The organism is Cellulomonas denverensis (assembly GCF_012396125.1).
In the GTDB taxonomy this organism is placed as follows: domain Bacteria; phylum Actinomycetota; class Actinomycetes; order Actinomycetales; family Cellulomonadaceae; genus Cellulomonas; species Cellulomonas denverensis.
The window spans coordinates 302138-324322 of the sequence record NZ_JAAXOX010000002.1; the positions used below are offsets into that span (position 1 = coordinate 302138).

Consider the following 22185-nt stretch of genomic DNA (forward strand, 5'->3'; position numbering starts at 1 on the left):
CCGGGCCGGTTCACTCCTCGGCGAGCCCCGCCTGCACCGTCCGCCGGATGGTGCCGATCGCCGCGCGCAATGCCGCCGGGTCCATCGGTTCGGCGTCCGCGGCGCACTGCCGGGCCAGCGCGGCCAGGGTCAGCAGTTGCTCGTGGCTGAGGTCCAGGTGCCGGTCCACCGGTTCGATCCCGCCGTCCAGCTCCCGGGTGACGCCGTAGCGCGGGACCAGCAGTCGCCAGCTGGCCAGCCCCCGGCGCAGCTCGCGCAGTTCGCCCGAGCCCCGGTCCACGTGGTCGCGCAGTTCGGTCAGCAGCACCGACACCGCCGCCATGTCCTCGGTCAGTGCGGTCACGTCCTCGTCCAGCGCCGCACACAGCAACGGGAGCGCAGCCCGCGAGTCCCCCGCGCCCGCACCCCCGGCGAGTTCGGCCAGGAACAGCCGCACCATGTCGTTGTGCAGCCGGGCGAGCGCGATCCGGAACCGCAGGTCCAGCAACCAGGTCCGGACCCGCTCCAGCTCGTCCACCAGGGCGGTGATCCGGTCCCCGACCGCCGCGGCGCGCAGCGTCATCGCCCGGGCCGAGCGCTCCAGCACCGGCGCCCGGTCGCAGACCCAGGCCGAGGCGTCCGCCATCGCGCGGGTGGCGTCGTGCAGCCCGGCGACCGCCTCCCGGACCCGCGCGGCCCCGTCGCCGACCTGGTCGGCCAGCGCCTGATGGCGCTCCAGCGTGTGCCACAGCCCGGCCAGCTGCCCGTCGATCCCGCGCACCGCGGTGGACAGCGTGCCCAGCACCCCGGTGCCGGTGGACCCGGTCGCCGGTCCGGTCGCGGCCAGCACCCGGGCCGCTCCCTCGGCAGGCACCGCGTGCCGCACGAAGTCCTCGTAGCTGGCGAACCCGGCCGCCCGCAGCCGGGTGATCAGCTCCCCGGCACCGAGCTCACCGACCGCCCGCCGGCTCATCCCCCGCGCCGACGCCGCCCGCTCCAGTGGCCGGACCTCGCGGTAGATCGACTCGGCCACCGACCGCAGTCCGTCCTCGCACGGCGCGGTGCGGACCGACAGCATCCGCTCGCCCACCGGCGTGATGGTCGCGAACACCGAGTAGGGCCGCCCGCCCCGCGACCGGTTGGTCACGTACGCGGCGACCGGGCGCCCCGCGGCCAGCAGGTCCCACATGATCCGGAACACCCCGGCCGGCATCATGTCGTGCCGGATCAGGTTGTGCGGTGCGCCGATCAGCTCGGTCCGGTCGTACCGGGACAGCCGCTCGAACACCGAGTTCGCCTGCTCGATCACCCCGCGCCGGTCGGTGATCGAGAAGAACAGCTCGTGCGGGGCGACCACCGGCAGCCCGAGCAGGAATGCATCGTCCAGCCCCCACGTCTCAGGCATGCACCCCTCCGTCCTGGGTCAGGGCGGTCCGCACCACCGTGGACAGCATCTGCTTCACGGCGGTGCGCGACCGCGCGTCGGTGTAGAGCACCGGCACCGCCGGGTCGACCCCGAGCGCCCGGCGGATGTCGGTCAGCCGGTGGGTGGCCACCCCGTCGAAGCAGTTGACCCCCACCGCGAACGGGATGTCCCGCGACTCGAAGTAGTCCACCGCCGGGAAGCACTGCCGCAGCCGGGTGCTGTCCACCAGCACCACCGCGCCGATCGCGCCGCGGACCAGGTCGTCCCACAGGAAGGAGAACCGATCCTGGCCCGGGGTGCCGAACAGGTACAGCCGCAGGCCGCCGGACAGTTCGATCCGGCCGAAGTCGAGCCCCACCGTGGTCTCGGACTTGCGGGTGCTCACCGCACCGGCGTCGTCCACCCCGATCGAGTGCTCGGTCATCGCGGCCTCGCTGCGCACCGGGGCGATCTCGGAGATCGCGCCGATGAAGGTGGTCTTGCCCACCGCGAAGCCGCCGGCCACCACGATCTTGACCGCGGTGGGGGCCTCAGAGTCGTTCGATGCCATCGAGCACCTGCTCCAGGAGATGTCGGGGCCGGCGCTGCGGGCCGGCCGGTGCCGGGACCCCGGACACCGTCACGTGACCGGCGTCGACCAGGTCGCAGACCAGCACCCGCACCACGCCCAGCGGCAGCCGGACCGCGGTCGCGATTTCGGCCACCGACAGGTAGGCGTCCCGAGTGACGGCGACGATGGCACGCTGCTCGGGCCCGGCCGGCCGGCCGCCCGACGGCAGCGCCCGTACCAGTGCCTCCACCGGCAGTTCCCGGTCCGAGACCTCGGTCCGGCCCCCGGTGACCACGTACGGGCGCAGATCGGTGGCCTGGTCCTGGGCGCCCTCGCCCTCGGCGCCGGTCACCAGATCGGCCGGGGTGGTTCGCGGCGGGCGGTGCCGGGGGGCGGCGGGTCCTCGTCCTCGTCGCCCTCGTCGCCCACGATCAGCGGGGTCAGCTCGGTCTCCGCGCGCCGGACCAGCAGGGCCATCTCGTAGCCGACCAACCCCAGGTCGCAGCTCGCGTCCGCCAGCACCGCCAGCACCGAGCCGTCCGAGATCGTCATCAGCACCAGCGTCATCCGGTCCATCTCGATCACGGTCTGCCGGACCCGCCCGGCGTCCTCGTGCCGGGCCACCCCTGCCGACAGCGAGGACAGCCCGGAGACGATCGCCGCCAGCCGGTCACCGTCGTCCCGGTCCAGGCCGCGCGAGGCCGCCATCAGCAGCCCGTCCGCCGACACCACCGCCACCTGGCGGGTGCCGGCGACCGCCTGCACGAACTGGTCGAGCAGCCAGGCGATCTCCGGCTGCGTCCCGCTCGGTCCGGTGGTCGTCACTGCTCGGCCTCCCCTTCGGACCCGCTGAGGTCCGGGGCGTCGCCGGCTGCCACGGGCCCACCGGGCGCATCGTCGTGGCTCGGCAGCGTCCCGGCCGGCGGCCCGTCGCCACCGGCGGCCGCGGCGGGCTCGGCGTCCTCGACCTCACCGAGCCCGTCGCGCACCCCGCTGCGGAACCGCTGGAATCGAGCGCGCAGCCCGTCCGGGTCCCGCGGCTCGCTGCTCGACGCCCGGGCGCGCACCGCCAGGGCATCGACCGCCGCCGGGGCGGCGACCTCGGGGCGGTAGGGCTGTTCCCCGTCGGTGCCGACCTCCCGCCGGGGCAGCTCGGTCGTCTCGTCCAGCAGCTCCGCCGGTGCCCAGACCCCGGTGTCCCCGGCCGGTGCCGCGTCCGGGATCGCGGGCGCCGGGTCGCCGGAGCCGGTTCCCGTCCCGTCCGGCTGCGGGCCGCGGGTGTCCCAGACCGCCAGGTCGGGACTGGGCGCGGGGAGCGGCGCCGGGCGATCCGGCATCGGCGGCGCGGTGGCGGGTTCCGGGTCCCGGTCCTGACGCGGCCGGGTGTCCCACACCGTCAGGTCCTCGGCCGGAGGCTCCGCCGGGGCCAGGACCGGCGCGGGCGGATCGACAGCCCTGATCCCGGTGTCCCCCGCCTCGGCGGGCCGCGGCACGATACGCTGTCCGCGCTCCGGGGTCGGCATCGCATCCGGCTCCGGCGCGCCGCCGGGGGGTGTGTCATCGGCGACGTGGTGCGGAGGCGTCCCAGCGTCCCCGCCCTCCGGCCGGACCCCCGCGGCCACCACGGAGACCGGCAGCCGCACCCGCACCACCGTGCCCGCGGCCGTCTCCGGGAACTCCACCTGTGCGCCGAGCGAGCGCGCCAGCCGCCCGACCACGACCAGGCCGAGCCGGCGGCCCTCGGGCGGCAGCTCCCCGGCGACCAGCGCGGCTGCGGCGGCGCGCTCCGCGGCGTCCATCCCCAGGCCCGCGTCGGTCACGGTGAGCTCGATGCCGTCGGCGCCGAGCACCGCCCCGACCCGGACCGGCAGCAACGGGTCGGAGTGCACGGTGGCGTTCTCCACCAGTTCGGCCAGCAGGTGGGCGAGCGGGACCACCGCGTGGCCGACCAGTTGCGGGTCGTCGGTCAGTTCCAGCCGCACCCGGTCGTACTGCTCGATCTGCGCGGCGGCGATCCGGACCACATCGGACAGCGCGGTCTCCTCCCGTTCGCGTCGGCCGGTCTGACTGCCCGCCAGCACCAGCACCGACTCGGCGCCCCGGCGGCTGCGGGTGGCGAGGTTGTCCAGCTCGAACAGCCGGGACAGCACCTCGGGGTCGACCTCGGACTGCTCCAGCTCGTCCAGCAGCACCAGCTGCCGGGCGGCCAGCGACTGCTCCCGCTGGGCGACGTGGATCAACATCGGCAACCCGGTGGGTGCCGGCTCCGACGCGTGCGGCGTGTCCACCGGCGCGGGACGGGCCGGTTCCGGCTCCGGCGTCCGGGCGGGGGCCACCGGCGGCGGTGCGGGCACGGGCGCCACCGGGACGGTCCGCCGGGTGCCGAGCCGGCGCATCACCGCAATCGCCACCAGCAACACCACCACCACCAGCAGCGAGCCGACCGCGAGCACCCCCAGGGTGGCGGTGCGTGCCTCGGCCTCCGCGGTCGCGGCGTCGTCGGCGGCCAGGTCCAGTTCCGCGGCGGCCAGGTCGCGCAGCTGTGTGGTCTGCGCCGCGGCGCGGTCGGCCCAGGTGGCCCGGGCCGGTTCGGCGATCAGGGTGGGCTCGCCGGCGGCGATCACCGCGCGGGCGTCGGCCATGACCTGGTCGTCGCCCGGCAGGGCGAGGCCGTCCCCGGACACCGCGAGGGCGGCCGCGGTCCGCTCGCGCTGCGCCTGGACCCCGGCGACCGCCAGCGCCGCCTGGCGTACCAGTCCGGCATCGACCTCGGGTACGACCACCGGGTCGGCCGGTTCCTCGTCCCGGTCGGTGCCGCGGCCGGAGTCGGTGTCCTCGTCCTCGACCACGGGCGCGACCACCGGCAACTGCGCCAGTGCGGTCACCAGCTCCGCCACCCGGCGGTGTTCACCCTCGATCGTCCCGGCCAGGCGGTCGGTGGCCACCGCGGCCCGGATCGCGGCCGCCACGGCCGGATCGCGCACCTCGGCGGCCCAGCCCTCGGCCAGGTCGTCCAGTGACCGGGCGGCCGACTCCCACTCCTGGCGGGCCACGGCGGGATCGGTGGCGGCCCGCGCCGCCGCCACCCGCTGCTCGGCGCCGGTGACCGCCCGGGTGGCGTTCCCGGCGCCATCCGCGGCCGACCCGGCCAGCGTCCCGGACAGGGCGCGCAGGGCGTCATCGGTCGCGGTCACCGCCGCGGCCCGGGCCGCCTCGTCGGCCACCGGCCCGGCCTCGGACTGGATCGCCTCGGTCGCGGTCAGCACCGCCGGCACCGCCGCGACGATCTGCTCGGTGTCCCGCGCCTCGCGCAGGTCGTCCAGCGTGGCCGACCCCAGGAACCAGCCGGCGGCCAGCACGACCAGCACCGGCACCGCGGTCATCGCGAGCACGTGCCGCCGGACGGTGACCCGCCAGGTCGCGGTCCGCTCGCCGGCCAGGTCCGGCCAGCACCACAGCCCGGCCGCGGCCAGGGCGAGCACCAGCAGCGCCAGGCCGCCCCAGGCGGATCGCATCAGCGCGACCAGCGCGCCCAGACCCGGCACGCGGGTCGCCTGCGCGCCGTCGCCGAGGATCAGCCGGTCACCGTCGACCCGGGCCGTCACGTCGGCCAGCGGTAGGACCACGGCGTCCGTCAGCGCGATGAGCACGCCGAGCAGGAACAGGACGGTCAGCAGGACCGATCCGATCCGCCGGAGGCTGCGCCCCCGCCGTCGTGTCTCCGCCACCGCCGGCACCAGCCTCTCCGCCACCCGGGGCGTGGTGGCGCCCCGTCCCCCGCGGCCCACATGCCCCGGCTGGCCGGAAAACTAGCAAAGCGGGCACACTCGCCTGACCTGCACAAAGACGACTACTCAGGTCGGAAACCGCCCGAAAGCACCCAAGCCCCGCGGGATATCCCGCGGGGCTTGGGTGGTGTGGGTAGCGGTGCTCAGCCGCCGCGACGTGCGCGCAGGGCGGCGAGGGCCTCGTCCAGGAGGGCGGCGCCGTCCTCCTCGGTCCGCCGCTCCTTCACGTAGGCGAGGTGGGTCTTGTACGGCTCGTTCTTGGCCGGGGCGGGCGGGTTCGCCCGGTCCTGCCCGGCGGGGAACCCGCAGCGCGGGCAGTCCCAGACCTCGGGCGCCTCCTCGGCAGCCTCGGCGGCGAAGCTCGGGCGGCTCTCATGCCCGTTCGAGCACCAGTAGGAGATCAGCACCCGAGGGGCGGACTCGCCCCGTTCGGCCTCACCCATCGGACCCGCACCGACGCGGGATCCCCGGATCGCGCTTCCGCCGGCCACGGGGTCAACTCACCCGGGCGATCAGGCCGAGCAGCACCACGGTCAGCGCCCAGAGCAGACTGACGCCGACGGTGATCCGGTTCAGGTTCCGCTCCGCCACACCGGAGGAACCGGCGCTGCTGGAGATGCCACCACCGAACATGTCGGACAGGCCGCCACCCTTCCCCTTGTGCAGCAGGACGAACAGGACGAGCAGCAGACTCGTGGCCACCAGGAGGACCTGGAGGACGATGCGCAGGGCAGTCACGGCGGTGTCTCTCGATCGGGGCCGACACCGAGTGGCCGGCCTGCGGGGGTCGAACTGGGCCCAGATTAGGCGACGGTCACCGTCCTGGGCCAACTCCGGGCGGCGTGGCGGGGCGGTTGCGCCCCGGAATCACGCCGACCAGGTGGTGCCGGGCCGGTGCGCGGGTGGTACCACGCACCGGCCGGGTACCGGGACTACTCGGTTCAGGCGTTGAACCGGGCGATCTTGGCGAACTCCTCGGCGTCCAGCGAGGCACCGCCCACCAGGGCGCCGTCCACGTCGGGCTTGCCGATGATCTCCGCCGCGTTGCCGGACTTCACCGAACCGCCGTAGAGCACGCGCACCGCGTCGGCGACCTCGGCGGAGTACAGCTCGGCCAGCTTCACCCGGATCGCGCCGCACACCTCCTGGGCGTCCTCCGGGGTGGCGACCTCGCCGGTGCCGATGGCCCACACGGGCTCGTAGGCGATCACGACGCCGGCGGCCTGCTCGGGGGTGACCCCGGCCAGGGAGCCCTCGAGCTGCGCCAGGGTGTACTCGACGTGCGTGCCCGCCTTGCGGATCTCCAGGCCCTCGCCGACGCAGACGATCGGGGTGATCCCCGCGCCCAGGGCGGCGACGGTCTTGGCGGCCACCACCGCGTCGGTCTCGTTGTGGTACTGGCGGCGCTCGGAGTGACCGGTCGCCACGTAGCTGACGCCCAGCTTGGCGAGCTGGTTCGCCGAGACCTCACCGGTGTACGCGCCGGAGGCGTGCTGCGACACGTCCTGCGCGCCGTAGCCGATCTCCAGCTTGTCCGCGTCGACCAGGGTCTGCACCGAGCGGATGTTGGTGAAGGAGGGCAGGACGACGACCTCGGCCCGCGCGAAGTCGTGCTTGGCGTCCTTGAGCGTCCAGGCGAGCTTCTGCACCAGGTGCACCGCCTCCTGGTGGTCCAGGTTCAGCTTCCAGTTGCCCGCGATCAGGGGGGTACGTGCCATGGGTCAGTCCTCCAGGACAGCGATGCCGGGGAGGGTCTTGCCCTCCAGGAGTTCCAGCGACGCACCGCCACCGGTCGAGATGTGGCCGAAGCCGGCCTCGTCGAAGCCGAGCAGCCGGACCGCCGCGGCGGAGTCGCCACCGCCCACGATCGAGAAGCCGTCGGTGTCGACCAGCGCCTGCGCGACGGCCTTGGTGCCCTCGGCGTAGGCCGGGCGCTCGAACACACCCATCGGGCCGTTCCAGGCGATGGTCTTGGCGCCCAGGATGGCCTCGCGGAACAGCTGGCCGGACTTCGGGCCGATGTCCAGGCCCATCTTGTCCGCCGGGATCGCGTCCACCGCGACGACCTCGAAGTCGTCCGAGCCGAACTCGGGGGCGACCAGGGTGTCGACCGGCAGCACGATCTCGACGCCGGCCTCCTTCGCCTGGTTCAGGTAGCCCTTGACGGTGTCGACCTGGTCCTCCTCGAGCAGCGAGGAGCCGACCTCGTGGCCCTGGGCCTTGAGGAAGGTGAACATCATGCCGCCGCCGATCAGCAGCTCGTCGGCCTTGGTGATCAGGTTGCCGATCACGCCGAGCTTGTCGGAGACCTTGGCGCCACCGAGCACGACCACGTAGGGCCGCTCCGGGTCCTCGACGGCCTTGCGCAGCGCCTCGACCTCGGTCAGCACCAGGGTGCCGGCGGCGTGCGGCAGGCGCAGCGCCACGTCGTAGACCGAGGCCTGCTTGCGGTGCACCACACCGAAGCCGTCGGAGACGAAGGCGTCGGCCAGGGCGGCCAGCTCGTCGGCGAGCTCGCCGCGGACCGCGTCGTCCTTGGAGGTCTCGCGGGCGTCGAAGCGGATGTTCTCCAGCAGGGCGATCTGACCGTCCTGCAGCGCGGCGACGGTGGCCTTGGCGGAGTCGCCGACCACGTCACCGGCGAGGGCGACGTCCTGGCCGAGCAGCTCGCCCAGGCGGGCGGCGACCGGGGCCAGGGAGTACTTGGGGTCCGGCTCACCCTTCGGGCGGCCCAGGTGCGCGGTGACGATGACCTTCGCCCCGGCGTCGAGCAGGCGCTTGAGGGTCGGCAGCGCGGCCCGGATCCGGCCGTCGTCGGTGATGGTGGTGCCGTCCAGCGGGACGTTGAAGTCGGAGCGGACCAGCACGCGCTTGCCGCGCAGGTCGCCCAGGTCGTCGATGGTCTTCATGCTGCTTCTCCTAGCGTGCGTGAGATGAGGGGGCCGGACATGCCGCGTCCGCGGACACCGGGCCGTGATGACCCGGCATCCGCGGACGCATGCAGTTCGACCTGAGGGGGTGCGTCAGAGACGCTCGCCCACGTACGAGGTCAGGTTCACGAGGGAGTTGGAGTAGCCCCACTCGTTGTCGTACCAGGACACGACCTTGACCAGGTCGCCCGACACCTTGGTGAGCTTGGCGTCGAAGATGCTCTGGTGCGGGTCGGTCACGATGTCGGAGGAGACGATGTCGTCCTCGACGTAGGACAGCACGCCCTTGAGCGGACCCTCGGCGGCAGCCTTGACCGCGGCGTTGACCTCCTCGACGGTGACCTCACGGGACGCGGTGAAGGTCAGGTCGGTGGCGGAGCCGGTGATCACCGGGACGCGCATGGCGAAGCCGTCCAGCTTGCCCTTCAGCTCCGGCAGCACCAGGGCGACGGCCTTGGCGGCACCGGTCGAGGTCGGGACGATGTTCTGCGCGGCGGCACGGGCGCGACGCAGGTCGCGGTGCGGGCCGTCCTGCAGGTTCTGGTCGCCGGTGTAGGCGTGGATCGTGGTCATCAGGCCACGCTCGATGCCGATCGCGTCGTTCAGCGCCTTGGCCATCGGGGCCAGGCAGTTGGTGGTGCACGAGGCGTTCGAGATGATGTGGTGCGCCGCCGCGTCGTAGTCGGTGTGGTTCACACCCATGACGAAGGTGGCGTCCTCGTTCTTCGCCGGGGCGGAGATGATGACCTTCTTGGCGCCGGCGTCGATGTGCGCCTTGGCCTTGGTCGCGTCGGTGAAGAACCCGGTGGACTCGATCACGATGTCCGCGCCCAGCTCGGCCCAGGGCAGCTGCGCGGGGTCGCGCTCCTCGAGCGCACGGATCGGCTTGCCGTCGACGATGATGTTGTTGTCGTCGTAGTCGACGCTCAGCGGGAAGCGGCCCAGCACGGTGTCGTACTTGAGCAGGTGCGCCAGCGTCTTGTTGTCCGTCAGGTCGTTCACGCCGACGATCTCGATGTCGGCTCCGGACTCCACGATGGCCCGGTAGAAGTTGCGCCCAATACGGCCGAAGCCGTTGATGCCGACCTTGATGGTCACTTGCCCTCCTCGGCACGCGCCGACGTGTGTCGGCACACACACTCATAGCGGTGATGGACTGCGCACGTCGGTGTACGCCACCCGGAAACACCCCGGTCACGAGTTCTTGACCGGAGCAAGGCCTCCGAATGGTTCAAAGCCTATACCCGAGCGGCCGGTGGTGCAGGGACCTAGGTCTGCCAGCGACAACGCGCCGCGGGGCACCCCGGCGAGGCCGGCGGCAGGGCTCAGAGATCGAGCAGATCCGGGCTCAGGCCGGCCTCGGTGTCCGGGATGCCGAGCTCCTGGGCGCGCTTGTCCGCGGTGGCCAGCAGGCGGCGGATCCGGCCGGCGACCGCGTCCTTGGTCAGCGGCGGATCGGCCAGCTTGCCCAGCTCCTCGAGCGAGGCCTCCTTGTGTGCCAGCCGCAACTCCCCCGCCTGGCGCAGGTGGGCCGGCAGATCGGCGCCGAGGATCTCGAACGCGCGCTCCACCCGGGCACCGGCAGCGACCGCGGCACGGGCGGACCGGCGCAGGTTGGCGTCGTCGAAGTTCGCCAGCCGGTTCGCGGTGCCACGCACCTCGCGCCGCACCCGGCGCTCCTCCCAGACCAGCAGCGCCTCGTGCGCACCCAGCCGGGCCAGCATCGCGGAGATGGCGTCGCCGTCCCGGATCACCACCCGGTCGATGCCGCGGACCTCGCGCGCCTTGGCCGGGATCTGCATCCGGCGGGCCGCCCCGACCAGGGCGAGCGCCGCCTCCGGACCGGGGCAGGTGACCTCCAGCGAGGACGACCGGCCGGGCTCGGTCAGCGACCCGTGCGCCAGGAACGCACCGCGCCAGGCGGCCTCGGCCTCGGAGATCCCGGCGGCGACCACCTGCGGCGGCAGGCCCCGGACCGGGCGGCCGCGGTTGTCCAGCAGGCCGGTCTGGCGGGCCAGCGACTCGCCGTCCTTGACCACCCGCACCACGTAGCGGTTCCCGCGCCGGATGCCGGACCCGGCGACCACGATCAGTTCGGACTGGTGCCCGTAGACCTCGGCGACCGCCTGACGCAGCCGGCGGGCGGCCGCGGCGGTGTCCAGCTCGGCCTCGATCACGACCCGGCCGGAGATGATGTGCAGCCCCCCGGCGAAGCGCAGCATCGCCGCGACCTCGGACTTGCGGCACGAGGTCTTGTCCACCTGGAGACGAGCGAGTTCGTCCTTCACCTGTGCCGTCAAAGCCATGGGCGTCATCTTGCCATTCCCCGACCGCCACCTGGTCCCGGATGGGTACCGCGCTCCCCCGTTCGTGCAGGTGCGCCCACGTCACCCAGGTAGTCCTGCACCACGTCACTGATCGCCGCCGCCAGCCGCAGTGCGTCGTGCCGCGGACTCCCGTCGCCACGCCGCACCTGGCGCAGCAGCAGCCTGCCGCCGAATCCCTGGGTGCGCTCGATCAGCTCGTCCACGTCCTCCACCGCGCCGGGGTCGGCGATCACCGCGTCCAGGCGCAGGTCAGGGGCGTGTTCCCGGAGCGCATCTAGGTGTTCACACGGACCCATCCCGGCGGTCTCGGACTCCGGCGACAGGTTCAGCACCACGATCCGGCGGGCCGTGGTGGTCAGCAGCGCGTCCGCCAGCTCCGGCACCAGCAGGTGCGGGATCACCGAGGTGTACCAGGAGCCCGGGCCGAGCACGACCCAGTCCGCCTCGCGCACCGCCGCCACCGACTCGGGCAGGGCCGGCGGGCGCTGCGGGGTGAGCCGGACCTGGGCGATCCGGTCGGTGGTCACCGCCACCCGCGACTGGCCGCGGACCAGGCCGGCACTGCCGTCCGGGTGCACCACATCAGCCTCGATCGCCAGCGGGACGGCGGCCATCGGCAGCACCCGGCCCTTGGCGTCCAGCAGGCGGCCCACCCAGTCCAGCCCGTCGACCGTGTCGCCCAGCAGCTCCCACAGCGCGACGATCAACAGGTTGCCGACCGCGTGCTGGTCCAGGTCGCCGGCCGAGGTGAACCGGTGCTGCAGCACGTCACGCCAGGTGCGGCCCCAGTCGGAGTCCTCGCACAGCGCGGCCAGCGCCATCCGCAGGTCGCCGGGCGGCAGCACGTCCAGCTCGTCCCGCAACCGGCCGGAGGAGCCCCCGTCGTCGGCGACCGTGACCACCGCGGTGATCCGGTCGGTCAGCCGGCGCAGCGCGGACAGCGTCGCGCTCAGGCCGTGGCCGCCGCCGAGTGCGACGAAGGCCGGGGAGGTCATTCCTTGCCCAGGTCCCGGGCGGCGACGGTCACCCGCTGCCCGCGCTGCCGCAGCCGCTCCGCGATCGCCTCACTGATCGCCACCGACCGGTGCTTGCCGCCGGTGCAGCCCACCGCGATCGTGACGTAGCGCTTCTCCTCCTCCAGGTAGCCGGCCAGCACCGGCTCCAGGGCGTCGACATAGCGGTCGACGAAGGTCAGCGCGCCGGGCAGCCCGAGCACGTAGTCGCGCACCGGGGCGTCGCGGCCGGACATGTGCCGCAGCTCGGTGATCCAGTACGGGTTGGCCAGGAACCGGACGTCCACCACGTGGTCGGCGTCCAGCGGCACGCCGTACTTGAAGCCGAAGGAGGTGATGTTGATCCGCAGCTCCTCCTCCTCGGAGCCGGCCACCGCCTCCCGGACCAGCCGGCCCAGCTCGTGCACGTTGGTGTCGGAGGAGTCGATCAGCAGGTCGGCGCGCTCCCGGATGTCCTGCAGCAGGTCGCGCTCGGCGGTGATCCCGTCGGTGATCCGGCCGTCGCCCTGCAGCGGGTGCGGGCGGCGGACCTGCTCGTACCGGCGGACCAGCACCTCGTCCGAGGCCTCCAGGAACAGGATCTTGTAGTCCACCCCGGACTCGCGGAGCTGGGCCAGCACCTGCAGCAGGTCGGGGAAGAACTCCCGGCCGCGCACGTCCACGATCGCGGCCAGCCGCAGGTCCGCGGACGGCGGGGCGCCGTGGGTGAGCATCCCGACCAGGTGGGTGAGCATCTGGGCGGGCAGGTTGTCGACGACGTACCAGCCCATGTCCTCCAGCACGGCCCCGGCCCGGGTGCGACCGGCCCCGGACATGCCGGTGATGATGATCAGGTGCGGCTCGGTGACGCGGGGGGCGGTGGTCGCCGCCTCGATCGCGGGGATGCCGTGCGGGACGGTGATCGGCGAGGTCTCGTCGTTCATGGGTCCAGCATGCCAGTCCCCGGTCACGACGCCGCCGGGCTGCCGCCCACCGGCGCGGTCGCCGGTCCGGCCAGCGCGTCCGCCACGGCCTGGGCGGTCTTGGGACCCATGCCGGGCACCGCGGCGATCTCCGCCACGGTGGCCGCCCGCAGCCGCTTCACCGAGCCGAAGTGCTGCAACAGCTTCGCGGCCCGCGACGGTCCGAGCCCGGGCACGTCGTCCAGCACCGAGGCGGTCATCCCCTTGGACCGCTTGCGCCGGTGGGCGGTGATCGCGAACCGGTGCGCCTCGTCCCGCAGCCGCTGCAGCAGGTACAGCCCTTCGGAGGAACGCTGCAGGATCACCGGGTAGTCGTCGTCCGGCACCCAGACCTCCTCCAGCCGCTTGGCCAGGCCGCACAGGGCGACGTCGTCGATGCCGAGCTCGTCCAGCGCACGCTTGGCCGCGGCGACCTGCGGCGGGCCACCGTCCACCACCACCAGGTTCGGCGGGTAGGCGAAGCGCTGCGGCTTGCCGGTGGTGGGGTCGACCGGGCCGCTGCGCACCTCGCCCAGGTCCGCGTCGGCCAGTGCCTCGGCGGTCTGGTGCTCCCCCAGGCCCAGCTCCAGGTCGCCGGCCTTCTCCCGCTCGGCCAGGTAGCGGCGGAACCGGCGGGTGATCACCTCGTGCATCGCCTCGGTGTCGTCGCGGGCGCCGTCGCCGTCCGCACCCCGGATGGTGAACTGGCGGTACTCGCTCTTGCGGGCCAGCCCGTCCTCGAACACCACCATCGACGCCACCTGATAGGTGCCCTGGTTGTGCGAGACGTCGTAGCACTCGATCCGCAGCGGGGCGGACTGCAGCCCGAGCGCCTCCTGGATCTCCTGCAGCGCCTGGGACCGGGTGGTGAGGTCCCCGGCCCGGCGGGTGCGGTGCAGGGCGAGGGCGTGCTCGGCGTTCTTCTGCACGGTGGCGGCCAGCTCCCGCTTGTCGCCACGCTGCGGGATCCGCACCTGGACCCGCGAGCCGCGCAGCCCGCTGAGCCAGGCCTGCACCTGGTCCAGGTCGGTGGGCAGGGTCGGCACCAGCACCTCGCGCGGGACGGCGCCGGTCACCCCGGGCTCGGCCTCGCCATAGACCTGCTGCAGCAGGCGCTCGACCAGCTCGGCGTCGGTGACGTCCTCGACCTTCTCCACCACCCAGCCGCGCTGGCCGCGGATCCGGCCGTCCCGGACGTGGAACACCTGGACCGCGGCCTCCAGCTCGTCGCCGGCCAGCGCGAAGATGTCCGCGTCCGTGCCGTCGGAGAGCACCACGGCGTTCTTCTCGGTTGCCCGCTCCAGGGCCGCGATGTCGTCCCGGAGCCGGGCCGCCCGCTCGAAGTCGAGTTCCGCCGCCGCCTCCTTCATCCGGGCGGTCAGCCGGCGGGTGAACCGGGCGGTGTCGCCGGCCATGAAGTCGGCGAACTCCTCGGCCAGGACGTGGTGGTCCTCCTGGCTGATCCGGCCCACGCACGGGGCCGAGCACTTGTCGATGTAGCCGAGCAGGCACGGGCGGCCCTGCTGGGCGGCGCGCTTGAACACCCCGGCCGAACAGGTCCGCACCGGGAACACCCGCAGCAACAGGTCCACCGTCTCCCGGATCGCCCAGGCGTGCGCGTAGGGGCCGAAGTACCGGGTGCCGGGCCGCTTGGCGCCGCGCATCACCTGCACCCGGGGGAACTTCTCGGCCAGGGTGACCGCCAGGTACGGGTAGGACTTGTCGTCCCGGTACTTCACGTTGAACCGCGGGTCGTACTCCTTGATCCAGGAGTACTCCAGCGCCAGGGACTCCACCTCGGTGCCGACCACGGTCCACTGCACCGACGCCGCGGTGGTCACCATCGCCTGGGTCCGCGGGTGCAGGCCCGCCACGTCCTGGAAGTAGGAGTTCAGCCGCTGCCGCAGGCTCTTCGCCTTGCCGACGTAGATCACCCGGCCGTGCTCGTCGCGGAACCGGTACACCCCGGGCTGGTCCGGGATCTCCCCGGGCGCGGGACGGTAGGTCGCGGGATCAGCCATGACGACGAGGGTAATCAGCGCCGCCGACATCGCCGCACCGCCGGGCAGTGTCCTGCGCCACCCTCTACCGTGACGCCATGGGGCTGCTGCACACCTACGACGTGGACCTGGTCTGGACCGGTGCCGGCGAGCACGGCACCGCCGGGTACACCGCCTACTCCCGCGACCACGAGGTGCTGGTCGAAGGCAAGCCGGCGCTGCTCGGCTCCGCGGACGCGGCCTTCCGCGGCGACCCGGCCCGGCACAACCCGGAGGACCTGCTGGTCGCCTCGCTCGCCCAGTGCCACATGCTCTGGTTCCTGCACCTGGCCGGCGCCGACGGACTGGTGGTGGTCGACTACGCCGACCGCGCCACCGGCACCATGCGGGTGGAGGCCGCCGGGCACGGCAGCTTCACCGAGGTGGTGCTCCGGCCCCGGGTCCGGCTGCGCGGCGACCTGACCCCCGGCGAGGAGCTCGACCACCGCCTGGCCGGACTGCACCACCGCGCGCACGACCACTGCTTCATCGCCCGGTCGGTCAACTTCCCGGTGCTCGCCGAACCGGCACCCGCGGTGGTCACCGCCGGCTGAGACCGTCTGCGCCACGCCGACGGAGCTGGCACGCCGAGGTTCGTCCGACCGCACGAGCGCGGCTGTGGACGTTGTCCCATCACACAACCGGGACCGCTCCAGGGGTGCTCCGTGCCCTCCCACCAGCGCCGACGGCCCGTGAATGCGCGCCGGCACGGCACGGACGGCCCACAGGAGGCCCTCCCCGAGCACCTACCATTTCCTGGGCCCGAACACCCTCCGGGCTGCACTGTGATGTGAGGAGATGTTGATGTTCAGGAACGACGGCGGGCAGCAGCCCACCGCCACGCCGGGCACCGCGCAGGCGGGGGCGACCCCCACCGCCGGACGTGCCCGTTCGCACCGCCGGGGACTGGCCGCCGCCGCCCTCGCGCTGGGCGCGCTGCTGCTGGCCGGTTGCGCCAGTGGCACCGCCACCGCCGAGAGCAGCGAGACCAGCTCCACCACCAGCACCGAGGACCTGGCCACCACGTACGCGGCACGCTGCGCCGACGACGACATGGCCGGCTGCGACATGCTGACCTACTACGCCGAGGAGGGCACGGCGGACATGGAGCTCGCCGAGACCTGCAACGGCAAGGGCGACCGCGAGACCTCCGGTGACTGCGCCACCCTGGCGCAGGACCTGGCGAAGTCGCTGAAGTACGGCGACGACACCGAGCTCGACGCCCTGTACGACACCTGCGGCACCGGCGACCTGGCCGCCTGCGACCAGCTCTACTTCGCCGCGCCCATCCCGATCGCGCTGGACTCCGAGTACCGGGACTTCGCCGCCACCTGCGGCGGGACCCAGTCGGAGAACGAGTTCGGTGGCATGTGCGTGGAGAACGCCGCCGCCTGACCCGGTCCACCCGCACCGAAGGCCCCCGGATCCTCGATCCCGGGGCCTTCGTGCTGTCCACCCTCCACCCCGGCCCGCACCCCCCAATCGGGCCCTCGCCTCACTCAACGTCACCCCCTGCGCACGCAACCTGCACCGGACGAACCCGAACCACGCGCCCACGGCCCTAGCGTCCAGCGCATCCGGGCCCCGCCACCCGGCCGGGGCCGCCGACGCGAGGAAGAACCGATGACTGACCGGAACGACGGACCGACCCCACCCGAGACCCCCGGCGAACCGGGTGCGGCTCCGCCGCCGGAGCCGGACGCGGGGGCGAGCGAGGCGGTGGGCCCGGGACCGGGGGCCCCGGTGCCGGGCGGGTCGTATCCCGCGGGCGGGTCGTACCCCGGCCCGGGTCTGTCGTACCCCACGGGCGAGTCCTACCCCGGCCCGGGTCAGCCGGGGCCGCCCGGGAGCACGGGCCCCACCGGGCAGCCCTACCCGTCGGCCGCGGATCAGCCTGGTCCGGCCACCGGTGCCTCGCCCCTGGAGCAGCCGCAGACCGGGGCCGCCTACCCGCCCGGCCAGTCTTACCCGGGCCAGCCCTACCCGGGTCAGCCCTTCGCCTCGGGTCAGCCCCCGCAGTCCGACGGGGCCTACCCGCCCGGCGAGCCCTCGCAGCCCGACGGCGCCTACCCGCCGGGCCAGCCCTACCCGCCCTACCAGCCCGGCGAGCCCTACCCGCCCTACCAGCCCCACCCGCAGGCGCCGGCCGGGGCGACCGACTCGGTGTCGATCGGCGCGCTGGTCACCGGGGTACTGGGCGGCGGGGTGATCGCCCTGGTGCTCGGCATCCTGGGACTGCGCCGCACCGCGAACGGGGCGCGGCGGGGCCGTGGCCTGGCGATCGCCGGGACCGTGCTCGGCGGGGTCGGCATCCTGGTGTGGCTCCTGGTGGTGGTGCTGGTGGCTACGGCGGGGAGCCGGAACGCGAACGACCGGTACGTCGATGCCTGGACCGCCTCGAACCAGGAGACCATCGACACGTATGCCGACGGGTGCCGCGACGGGGACATGTCGGACTGCGACTCGTTGTGGATCTGGGCGGAGCCGGACAGCGAGGAGGAGGCGCTGGCCGAGAGCTGCAACGGGCTCGGCGACCGGGAGGAGTACGGCAGCTGCTACTCCCTCGGCCGGGAGCTGGAGACGGCGACCGCCTACGGTGACGACGCCGAGCTGGACGGGCTGTACGACTCCTGCCGGGGCGGCGACATGGCCGCCTGCGACGACCTTTACTTCCAGGCGCCCTACAGCTCGGGTACGTCCGAGTACAGGGAGTTCGGTTCCACCTGCGGCGGCACGGCCGACGCGGACGACGGCTCCGGGTGGTGCGAGTACCAGGCGACCTACGGGGAGCCGGAGGATGCCGCGGTGCCCGAGGAGGAGATGACGCTGGAGCAGGCGCAGGCCCGGCTGGACCTGATGCAGGTCCTGATCGACGCGGTCGCCTCCCCGGAGGCGAGCCAGAACTATGGCGACAACTATCTGCTGGACTCGATGTGGGACCAGTGCGCGGCCGGTGACGACAACCAGTGCGCGTTGCTCTACCTGACCTCCCCGGAGGGCAGCACGTACCGGGCGCACGCCCAGAGCTGTGGTGGCCGGGGCGCGCAGCCGCTGGTGTGCGGGCCCTGAGCCCGGACGACGAACGGCCCGCCACCTCGCTGGTGGCGGGCCGTCCGTCGTGCCTCAGGCGCTGACGGCCTCGTCGGTCTGTTCCAGCACCTCGGCCAGGAACCGGCCGGTGTGGCTGGCCTCGACGGTGGCGACGTGCTCCGGGGTGCCCTGGGCGACGACCATGCCGCCGCCGGAGCCGCCCTCGGGGCCCATGTCGATCAGCCAGTCGGCGTTCTTGATCACGTCGAGGTTGTGCTCGATCACGATCACACTGTTGCCCTTGTCGACCAGGGACTGCAGCACGGCGAGCAGCTTGCGGATGTCCTCGAAGTGCAGTCCGGTGGTCGGCTCGTCCAGCACGTAGACCGTGCGACCGGTGGACCGGCGCTGCAGTTCGGTGGCCAGCTTGACCCGCTGCGCCTCACCGCCGGACAGCGTGGTGGCCGGCTGCCCGAGCCGCACGTAGCCGAGCCCGACGTCCACCAGGGTCTTCAGGTGCCGGCTGATCGCGGGCACCGCGGCGAAGAACTCGGCGGCCTCCTCGATCGGCATGTCCAGCACGTCGGCCACCGTCTTGCCCTTGAAGTGGACCTCCAGGGTCTCCCGGTTGTAGCGGGAGCCGTGGCAGACCTCGCACGGGACGTAGACGTCCGGCAGGAAGTTCATCTCGATCTTGAGCGTGCCGTCGCCGGAGCAGGCCTCGCAGCGACCGCCCTTGACGTTGAACGAGAACCGGCCCGCGGTGTACCCGCGCACCTTGGCCTCGGTGGTCTCGGCGAACAGCTTGCGGACCCGGTCCCAGACCCCGGTGTAGGTCGCCGGGTTCGAGCGGGGCGTGCGGCCGATCGGCGCCTGGTCGACGTGCACGACCTTGTCCAGCTGGTCCAGCCCGGTCACCCGCTTGTGCCGGCCGGCCACCCGCCGGGCGTGGTTCAGCTCGTTGGCCATCACGGTGTAGAGGATCGAGTTGACCAGGGTGGACTTGCCGGAGCCGGAGACGCCGGTCACCGCGGTGAACACGCCGAGCGGGAAGCTGACGTCGATGTTGCGGAGGTTGTTCTCCTTGGCGCCGAGCACCTTGACCTGGCGCTTGCTGTCGACCTTGCGGCGCTGGGCCGGCATCGGGATCGACCGGCGACCGGACAGGTACGCCCCGGTGACCGAATCGGGCGAGGCGAGCAGTCCGGCGTAGTCGCCGGAGTGGATCACCCGGCCACCGTGCTCCCCCGCACCCGGGCCGACGTCGACGATCCAGTCGGCGGCGCGGATGGTGTCCTCGTCGTGCTCGACCACGATCAGGGTGTTGCCCAGGTCGCGCAGCCGGGTCAGGGTGTCGATCAGCCGGCGGTTGTCGCGCTGGTGCAGGCCGATCGACGGCTCGTCCAGCACGTACAGCACCCCGACCAGGCCGGAGCCGATCTGGGTGGCCAGCCGGATCCGCTGCGCCTCACCGCCGGAGAGCGTGCCCGCCGGGCGGGACAGGCTGAGGTAGTCCAGGCCGACGTCCAGCAGGAAGCCCAGCCGCGCGTCGATCTCCTTCATCACCTGCGCGGCGATCTGCGCCTCACGCACCCCGAGCTGGAGGCCGGACAGGAAGCGCCGGGCCTCGCCCACCGGCAGGTCGGTCACGTCGGCGATGGACTTGCCACCGACCTTGACCGCCAGCACCTCGGGCTTGAGCCGGGCCCCGCCGCACACCGGGCAGGGCACCTCCCGCATGTACGCCTCGTACTTCTCCTTGGACCAGTCGGACTCGGTCTCCTCGTGCCGGCGGTGCAGGAAGGTGATCACGCCCTCGAAGCCGGTGGAGTACTGCCGCTCCCGGCCCCAGCGGTTCTTGTACTTGACGTGCACCTGGTGGTCCTTGCCGTGCAGCACCGCGTCCTTCGCGCGCTGCGGCAGGGCCCGCCACGGGGTGTCCATCGAGAAGCCCAGGTCGTCGGCCAGCGCGCTCAGCACCCGCTGGAAGTACTCCGAGGAGGTCAGGTGCCACGGCGCGACCGCGCCCTCGGCGAGCGTCAGGTCCTCGTCCGGGATCACCAGGTCGGGGTCGACCTCCAGCCGGGAGCCGATGCCGGTGCACTCCGGGCAGGCGCCGTAGGGGGCGTTGAAGGAGAACGTCCGGGGTTCGATCTCGTCCAGCGACAGCGGGTGGTCGTTCGGGCAGGCGCGCTTCTCGGAGAACCGGCGGAACCGCTCCGGATCGTCGGCGTCCGCGTCCACCAGCTCGATCACCAGCAGGCCCTCGGCCAGTCCGAGTGCGGTCTCCACCGAGTCGGTCAGCCGGCGCTGCACGCCCTCCCGGGACACCAGGCGGTCGACCACGACCTCGATGTCGTGCTTGAGCTTCTTCTCCAGCTTGGGCGGGTCGGACAGCTGGGCGACCTCACCGTCGACCCGGACCCGGGCGAAGCCCTTGGCCTGGAGCTCGGTGAACAGGTCGGCGTACTCGCCCTTGCGGCCGCGGATCACCGGCGCGAGCACCTGGTACCGGGTGCCCTCGGGCAGCTCCAGCAGCCGGTCGACGATCTGCTGCGGGGTCTGCGCGGTGACCCGCTCGCCGCAGACCGGGCAGTACTGGGTCCCGGCGCGGGCGAACAGCAGGCGCAGGTAGTCGTAGACCTCGGTGATCGTGCCGACCGTGGACCGTGGGTTGCGGTTGGTGGACTTCTGGTCGATCGACACCGCCGGGGACAGGCCCTCGATGAAGTCGACGTCGGGCTTGTCCATCTGCCCGAGGAACTGGCGCGCGTAGGCGGACAGCGACTCCACGTACCGCCGCTGCCCCTCGGCGAAGATGGTGTCGAAGGCCAGCGACGACTTCCCCGACCCGGACAGGCCGGTGAAGACCACCAGCCGGTCGCGCGGGAGGTCCAGGTCGACGTTGCGCAGGTTGTGCTCGCGGGCCCCCTGGACCACCAGTCGATCATTCACGCCGAGCATCGTAAGGCGCGGCACCGACATTCGCACACCCGTTCGAACGGTGCCCTCGGTCACGACCCCTCAGCCGCGCCACTCACGCCGTGCCGCGCCGCCACCGCATGCCTGCGCCCGGCACCGGAGTGTCTGGGTCCGGCCACTCAGACGGTTGCCCCGGATCACCCGCGCGACCGCGGGAATCACTCAACTCGGCGCAGCCGCGACCCGAACGGCAGGAGCCCCGGTGTGACCTGGCTAACGTGCCAGCGGCCGGTGCTGCCGGTCCGACCCTCGATCCCCCAGGAGAACGTCCGCATGAGCACCGACGGTAGTCAGTATCCGGACCCGTTCGGCACCACCCCGCCGACCGGGTCCACCCCGTCCACCCCGCCCAGCGCCCCGCAGTACGGCAGCGGGTCCGGCTCGCAGTACCCCGGCGCCCCCGTGCCGCCGGCGGACGGGTACGGCTCCCAGTACCCGGGCGCACCGGTGCCGCCCGCGCCCGGCTACGGCGCACCGCAGTACGGCACCCCCGGTCAGCCGCCGTACACCCCGGCCCCCGGTCAGCCGGGCTACGGCCCGCAGACCCCCACCGACGGCGTCTCCATCGCCTCGCTGGTCGCCGGTGTGCTCGGCACCGGTGTGATCGCGCTGGTGCTCGGCATCATCGGCCTGCGCCGCACCAAGGACGGCCAGCGCAAGGGCCGCGGCTTCGCGATCGCCGGGACCATCCTCGGCGGGCTCGGCCTGATCGGTCTGATCGTCACCATCACCCTGGTGGTCCTGGCGGCCGCCGCGGCGAACAACCACCTGGACGAGCTGCGGGCCGACTGTGCGTCCGGCGACCTGGCCGCCTGCGACGACCTCTACTACGACGCGCCGCGCGGGTCGGACGACGAGGACTTCGGCAACACCTGCGGTGGGCTGTCCGACGAGGACTACTACGGCTCCTGCGACTACCTCTTCGACCCGGACGGCGACGGCGCGGAGGGCCAGGCGATCGAGGAGGACCCCGACACCTACGGCGACGACCCCGAGCTGGACGCGCTCTGGGACTCGTGCGCCGCGGGTGACATGGGCGCCTGCGACGACCTGTACTACGAGTCGCCCTTCGGGTCGGAATACGAGAACTTCGGCGACACCTGCGGCAACCGCGAGGACGGCAACAGCTTCTGCGACTGACCCCGCATCCCGCACGTCTCCCGGCGCGCCCGTCCACCCC

General features: G+C 73.1%; 19 protein-coding genes. 4 read left to right on the forward strand and 15 right to left on the reverse strand.

Annotation, left to right across the window (positions count from 1 at the left end):
• Positions 1 to 10 precede the first annotated feature (10 nt).
• The 14 genes from HGA03_RS05310 to uvrC all read right to left on the reverse strand — a co-directional run bounded on the left by HGA03_RS05310 (position 11) and on the right by uvrC (position 14975).
• Positions 11 to 1384 (reverse strand): PAS domain-containing protein, encoded by a 1374-nt coding sequence (locus HGA03_RS05310; RefSeq protein WP_168629191.1) that lies wholly within the window; start codon positions 1382 to 1384, stop codon positions 11 to 13.
• Positions 1377 to 1955 (reverse strand): GTP-binding protein, encoded by a 579-nt coding sequence (locus tag HGA03_RS05315; protein ID WP_168629192.1) that lies wholly within the window; start codon positions 1953 to 1955, stop codon positions 1377 to 1379. The genes HGA03_RS05310 and HGA03_RS05315 overlap by 8 nt, the downstream gene beginning before the upstream one ends.
• The gene (locus HGA03_RS05320; RefSeq protein WP_203767545.1) at positions 1936 to 2307 is read right to left on the reverse strand and encodes a DUF742 domain-containing protein; all 372 of its coding nucleotides are present in this window, start codon (positions 2305 to 2307) and stop codon (positions 1936 to 1938) included. Before HGA03_RS05320 ends, HGA03_RS05315 begins: the two co-directional genes overlap by 20 nt.
• Complete coding sequence (locus tag HGA03_RS05325) at positions 2304 to 2780, reverse strand: roadblock/LC7 domain-containing protein (RefSeq protein ID WP_275407601.1); 477 nt, start codon at positions 2778 to 2780, stop codon at positions 2304 to 2306. The genes HGA03_RS05320 and HGA03_RS05325 overlap by 4 nt, the downstream gene beginning before the upstream one ends.
• On the reverse strand, positions 2777 to 5707 hold the full coding sequence (locus HGA03_RS05330; RefSeq protein ID WP_168629193.1) for an ATP-binding protein: 2931 nt from the start codon (positions 5705 to 5707) through the stop codon (positions 2777 to 2779). The genes HGA03_RS05325 and HGA03_RS05330 overlap by 4 nt, the downstream gene beginning before the upstream one ends.
• A gap of 179 nt (positions 5708 to 5886) precedes the next feature.
• On the reverse strand, positions 5887 to 6234 hold the full coding sequence (locus tag HGA03_RS05335) for an RNA polymerase-binding protein RbpA (RefSeq protein ID WP_168629194.1): 348 nt from the start codon (positions 6232 to 6234) through the stop codon (positions 5887 to 5889).
• Positions 6235 to 6238: 4 nt separating this feature from the next.
• Complete coding sequence (gene secG, locus HGA03_RS05340; protein WP_168629195.1) at positions 6239 to 6481, reverse strand: preprotein translocase subunit SecG; 243 nt, start codon at positions 6479 to 6481, stop codon at positions 6239 to 6241.
• 203 nt (positions 6482 to 6684) lie between these two features.
• Positions 6685 to 7461 (reverse strand): triose-phosphate isomerase, encoded by a 777-nt coding sequence (gene tpiA, locus HGA03_RS05345; RefSeq protein WP_168629196.1) that lies wholly within the window; start codon positions 7459 to 7461, stop codon positions 6685 to 6687.
• Between the two features lie 3 nt (positions 7462 to 7464).
• Positions 7465 to 8652, reverse strand: a complete 1188-nt coding sequence (locus HGA03_RS05350) for a phosphoglycerate kinase (RefSeq protein WP_168629197.1) — start codon at positions 8650 to 8652, stop codon at positions 7465 to 7467.
• 114 nt (positions 8653 to 8766) lie between these two features.
• A complete protein-coding gene (gene gap, locus HGA03_RS05355; RefSeq protein WP_168629198.1) occupies positions 8767 to 9771 on the reverse strand; it encodes a type I glyceraldehyde-3-phosphate dehydrogenase in 1005 nt (334 codons plus the stop codon).
• A 227-nt stretch (positions 9772 to 9998) separates the two neighbouring features.
• Positions 9999 to 10979, reverse strand: coding sequence for a DNA-binding protein WhiA (whiA, locus tag HGA03_RS05360; RefSeq protein WP_168629199.1), 981 nt, complete (start codon positions 10977 to 10979; stop codon positions 9999 to 10001).
• A 5-nt stretch (positions 10980 to 10984) separates the two neighbouring features.
• Entirely contained in the window at positions 10985 to 11995 is a 1011-nt protein-coding gene (locus tag HGA03_RS05365; protein ID WP_168629200.1) for a gluconeogenesis factor YvcK family protein, read from the reverse strand.
• Positions 11992 to 12936, reverse strand: a complete 945-nt coding sequence (gene rapZ / locus HGA03_RS05370) for an RNase adapter RapZ (RefSeq protein ID WP_168629201.1) — start codon at positions 12934 to 12936, stop codon at positions 11992 to 11994. Before rapZ ends, HGA03_RS05365 begins: the two co-directional genes overlap by 4 nt.
• Before the next feature lie 23 nt (positions 12937 to 12959).
• Positions 12960 to 14975 carry an excinuclease ABC subunit UvrC gene (gene uvrC / locus HGA03_RS05375; RefSeq protein ID WP_168629202.1) on the reverse strand — a complete coding sequence of 672 codons (2016 nt, stop codon included), beginning with the start codon at positions 14973 to 14975 and terminating at the stop codon, positions 12960 to 12962.
• A 77-nt stretch (positions 14976 to 15052) separates the two neighbouring features.
• Between uvrC and HGA03_RS05380 the strand changes: the two genes are divergently transcribed.
• From HGA03_RS05380 to HGA03_RS05390, 3 genes are all read left to right on the forward strand, one after another.
• Positions 15053 to 15547 (forward strand): OsmC family protein, encoded by a 495-nt coding sequence (locus tag HGA03_RS05380; protein WP_168629203.1) that lies wholly within the window; start codon positions 15053 to 15055, stop codon positions 15545 to 15547.
• Between the two features lie 250 nt (positions 15548 to 15797).
• Positions 15798 to 16388: a hypothetical protein gene (locus tag HGA03_RS05385; protein ID WP_168629204.1), complete on the forward strand. Its 591-nt coding sequence runs from the start codon at positions 15798 to 15800 to the stop codon at positions 16386 to 16388.
• 228 nt (positions 16389 to 16616) lie between these two features.
• Positions 16617 to 18062, forward strand: coding sequence for a DUF4190 domain-containing protein (locus HGA03_RS05390; protein ID WP_168629205.1), 1446 nt, complete (start codon positions 16617 to 16619; stop codon positions 18060 to 18062).
• A gap of 54 nt (positions 18063 to 18116) precedes the next feature.
• On the opposite strand, the gene uvrA is transcribed toward HGA03_RS05390, so the two are convergent.
• Complete coding sequence (gene uvrA, locus HGA03_RS05395) at positions 18117 to 20987, reverse strand: excinuclease ABC subunit UvrA (RefSeq protein WP_203767554.1); 2871 nt, start codon at positions 20985 to 20987, stop codon at positions 18117 to 18119.
• Positions 20988 to 21278: 291 nt separating this feature from the next.
• Here uvrA and HGA03_RS05400 point away from each other — a divergent pair, with 291 nt between their 5' ends.
• Positions 21279 to 22145, forward strand: a complete 867-nt coding sequence (locus tag HGA03_RS05400) for a DUF4190 domain-containing protein (RefSeq protein WP_168629207.1) — start codon at positions 21279 to 21281, stop codon at positions 22143 to 22145.
• Positions 22146 to 22185: the final 40 nt, after the last annotated feature.

Bases quoted from the DNA above. Each gene is read 5' to 3' on its own strand.
- HGA03_RS05365 (WP_168629200.1), bottom strand. From the start codon at position 11,995: ATGACCTCCCCGGCCTTCGTCGCACTCGGCGGCGGCCACGGCCTGAGC.
- HGA03_RS05310 (WP_168629191.1), bottom strand. From the start codon at position 1,384: ATGCCTGAGACGTGGGGGCTGGACGATGCATTCCTGCTCGGGCTGCCG.
- HGA03_RS05350 (WP_168629197.1), bottom strand. From the start codon at position 8,652: ATGAAGACCATCGACGACCTGGGCGACCTGCGCGGCAAGCGCGTGCTG.
- HGA03_RS05400 (WP_168629207.1), top strand. From the start codon at position 21,279: ATGAGCACCGACGGTAGTCAGTATCCGGACCCGTTCGGCACCACCCCG.
- HGA03_RS05315 (WP_168629192.1), bottom strand. From the start codon at position 1,955: ATGGCATCGAACGACTCTGAGGCCCCCACCGCGGTCAAGATCGTGGTG.
- rapZ (WP_168629201.1), bottom strand. From the start codon at position 12,936: ATGAACGACGAGACCTCGCCGATCACCGTCCCGCACGGCATCCCCGCG.
- uvrC (WP_168629202.1), bottom strand. From the start codon at position 14,975: ATGGCTGATCCCGCGACCTACCGTCCCGCGCCCGGGGAGATCCCGGAC.
- whiA (WP_168629199.1), bottom strand. From the start codon at position 10,979: ATGGCTTTGACGGCACAGGTGAAGGACGAACTCGCTCGTCTCCAGGTG.
- HGA03_RS05385 (WP_168629204.1), top strand. From the start codon at position 15,798: ATGTTCAGGAACGACGGCGGGCAGCAGCCCACCGCCACGCCGGGCACC.
- HGA03_RS05390 (WP_168629205.1), top strand. From the start codon at position 16,617: ATGACTGACCGGAACGACGGACCGACCCCACCCGAGACCCCCGGCGAA.
- HGA03_RS05380 (WP_168629203.1), top strand. From the start codon at position 15,053: ATGGGGCTGCTGCACACCTACGACGTGGACCTGGTCTGGACCGGTGCC.
- tpiA (WP_168629196.1), bottom strand. From the start codon at position 7,461: ATGGCACGTACCCCCCTGATCGCGGGCAACTGGAAGCTGAACCTGGAC.
- uvrA (WP_203767554.1), bottom strand. From the start codon at position 20,987: ATGCTCGGCGTGAATGATCGACTGGTGGTCCAGGGGGCCCGCGAGCAC.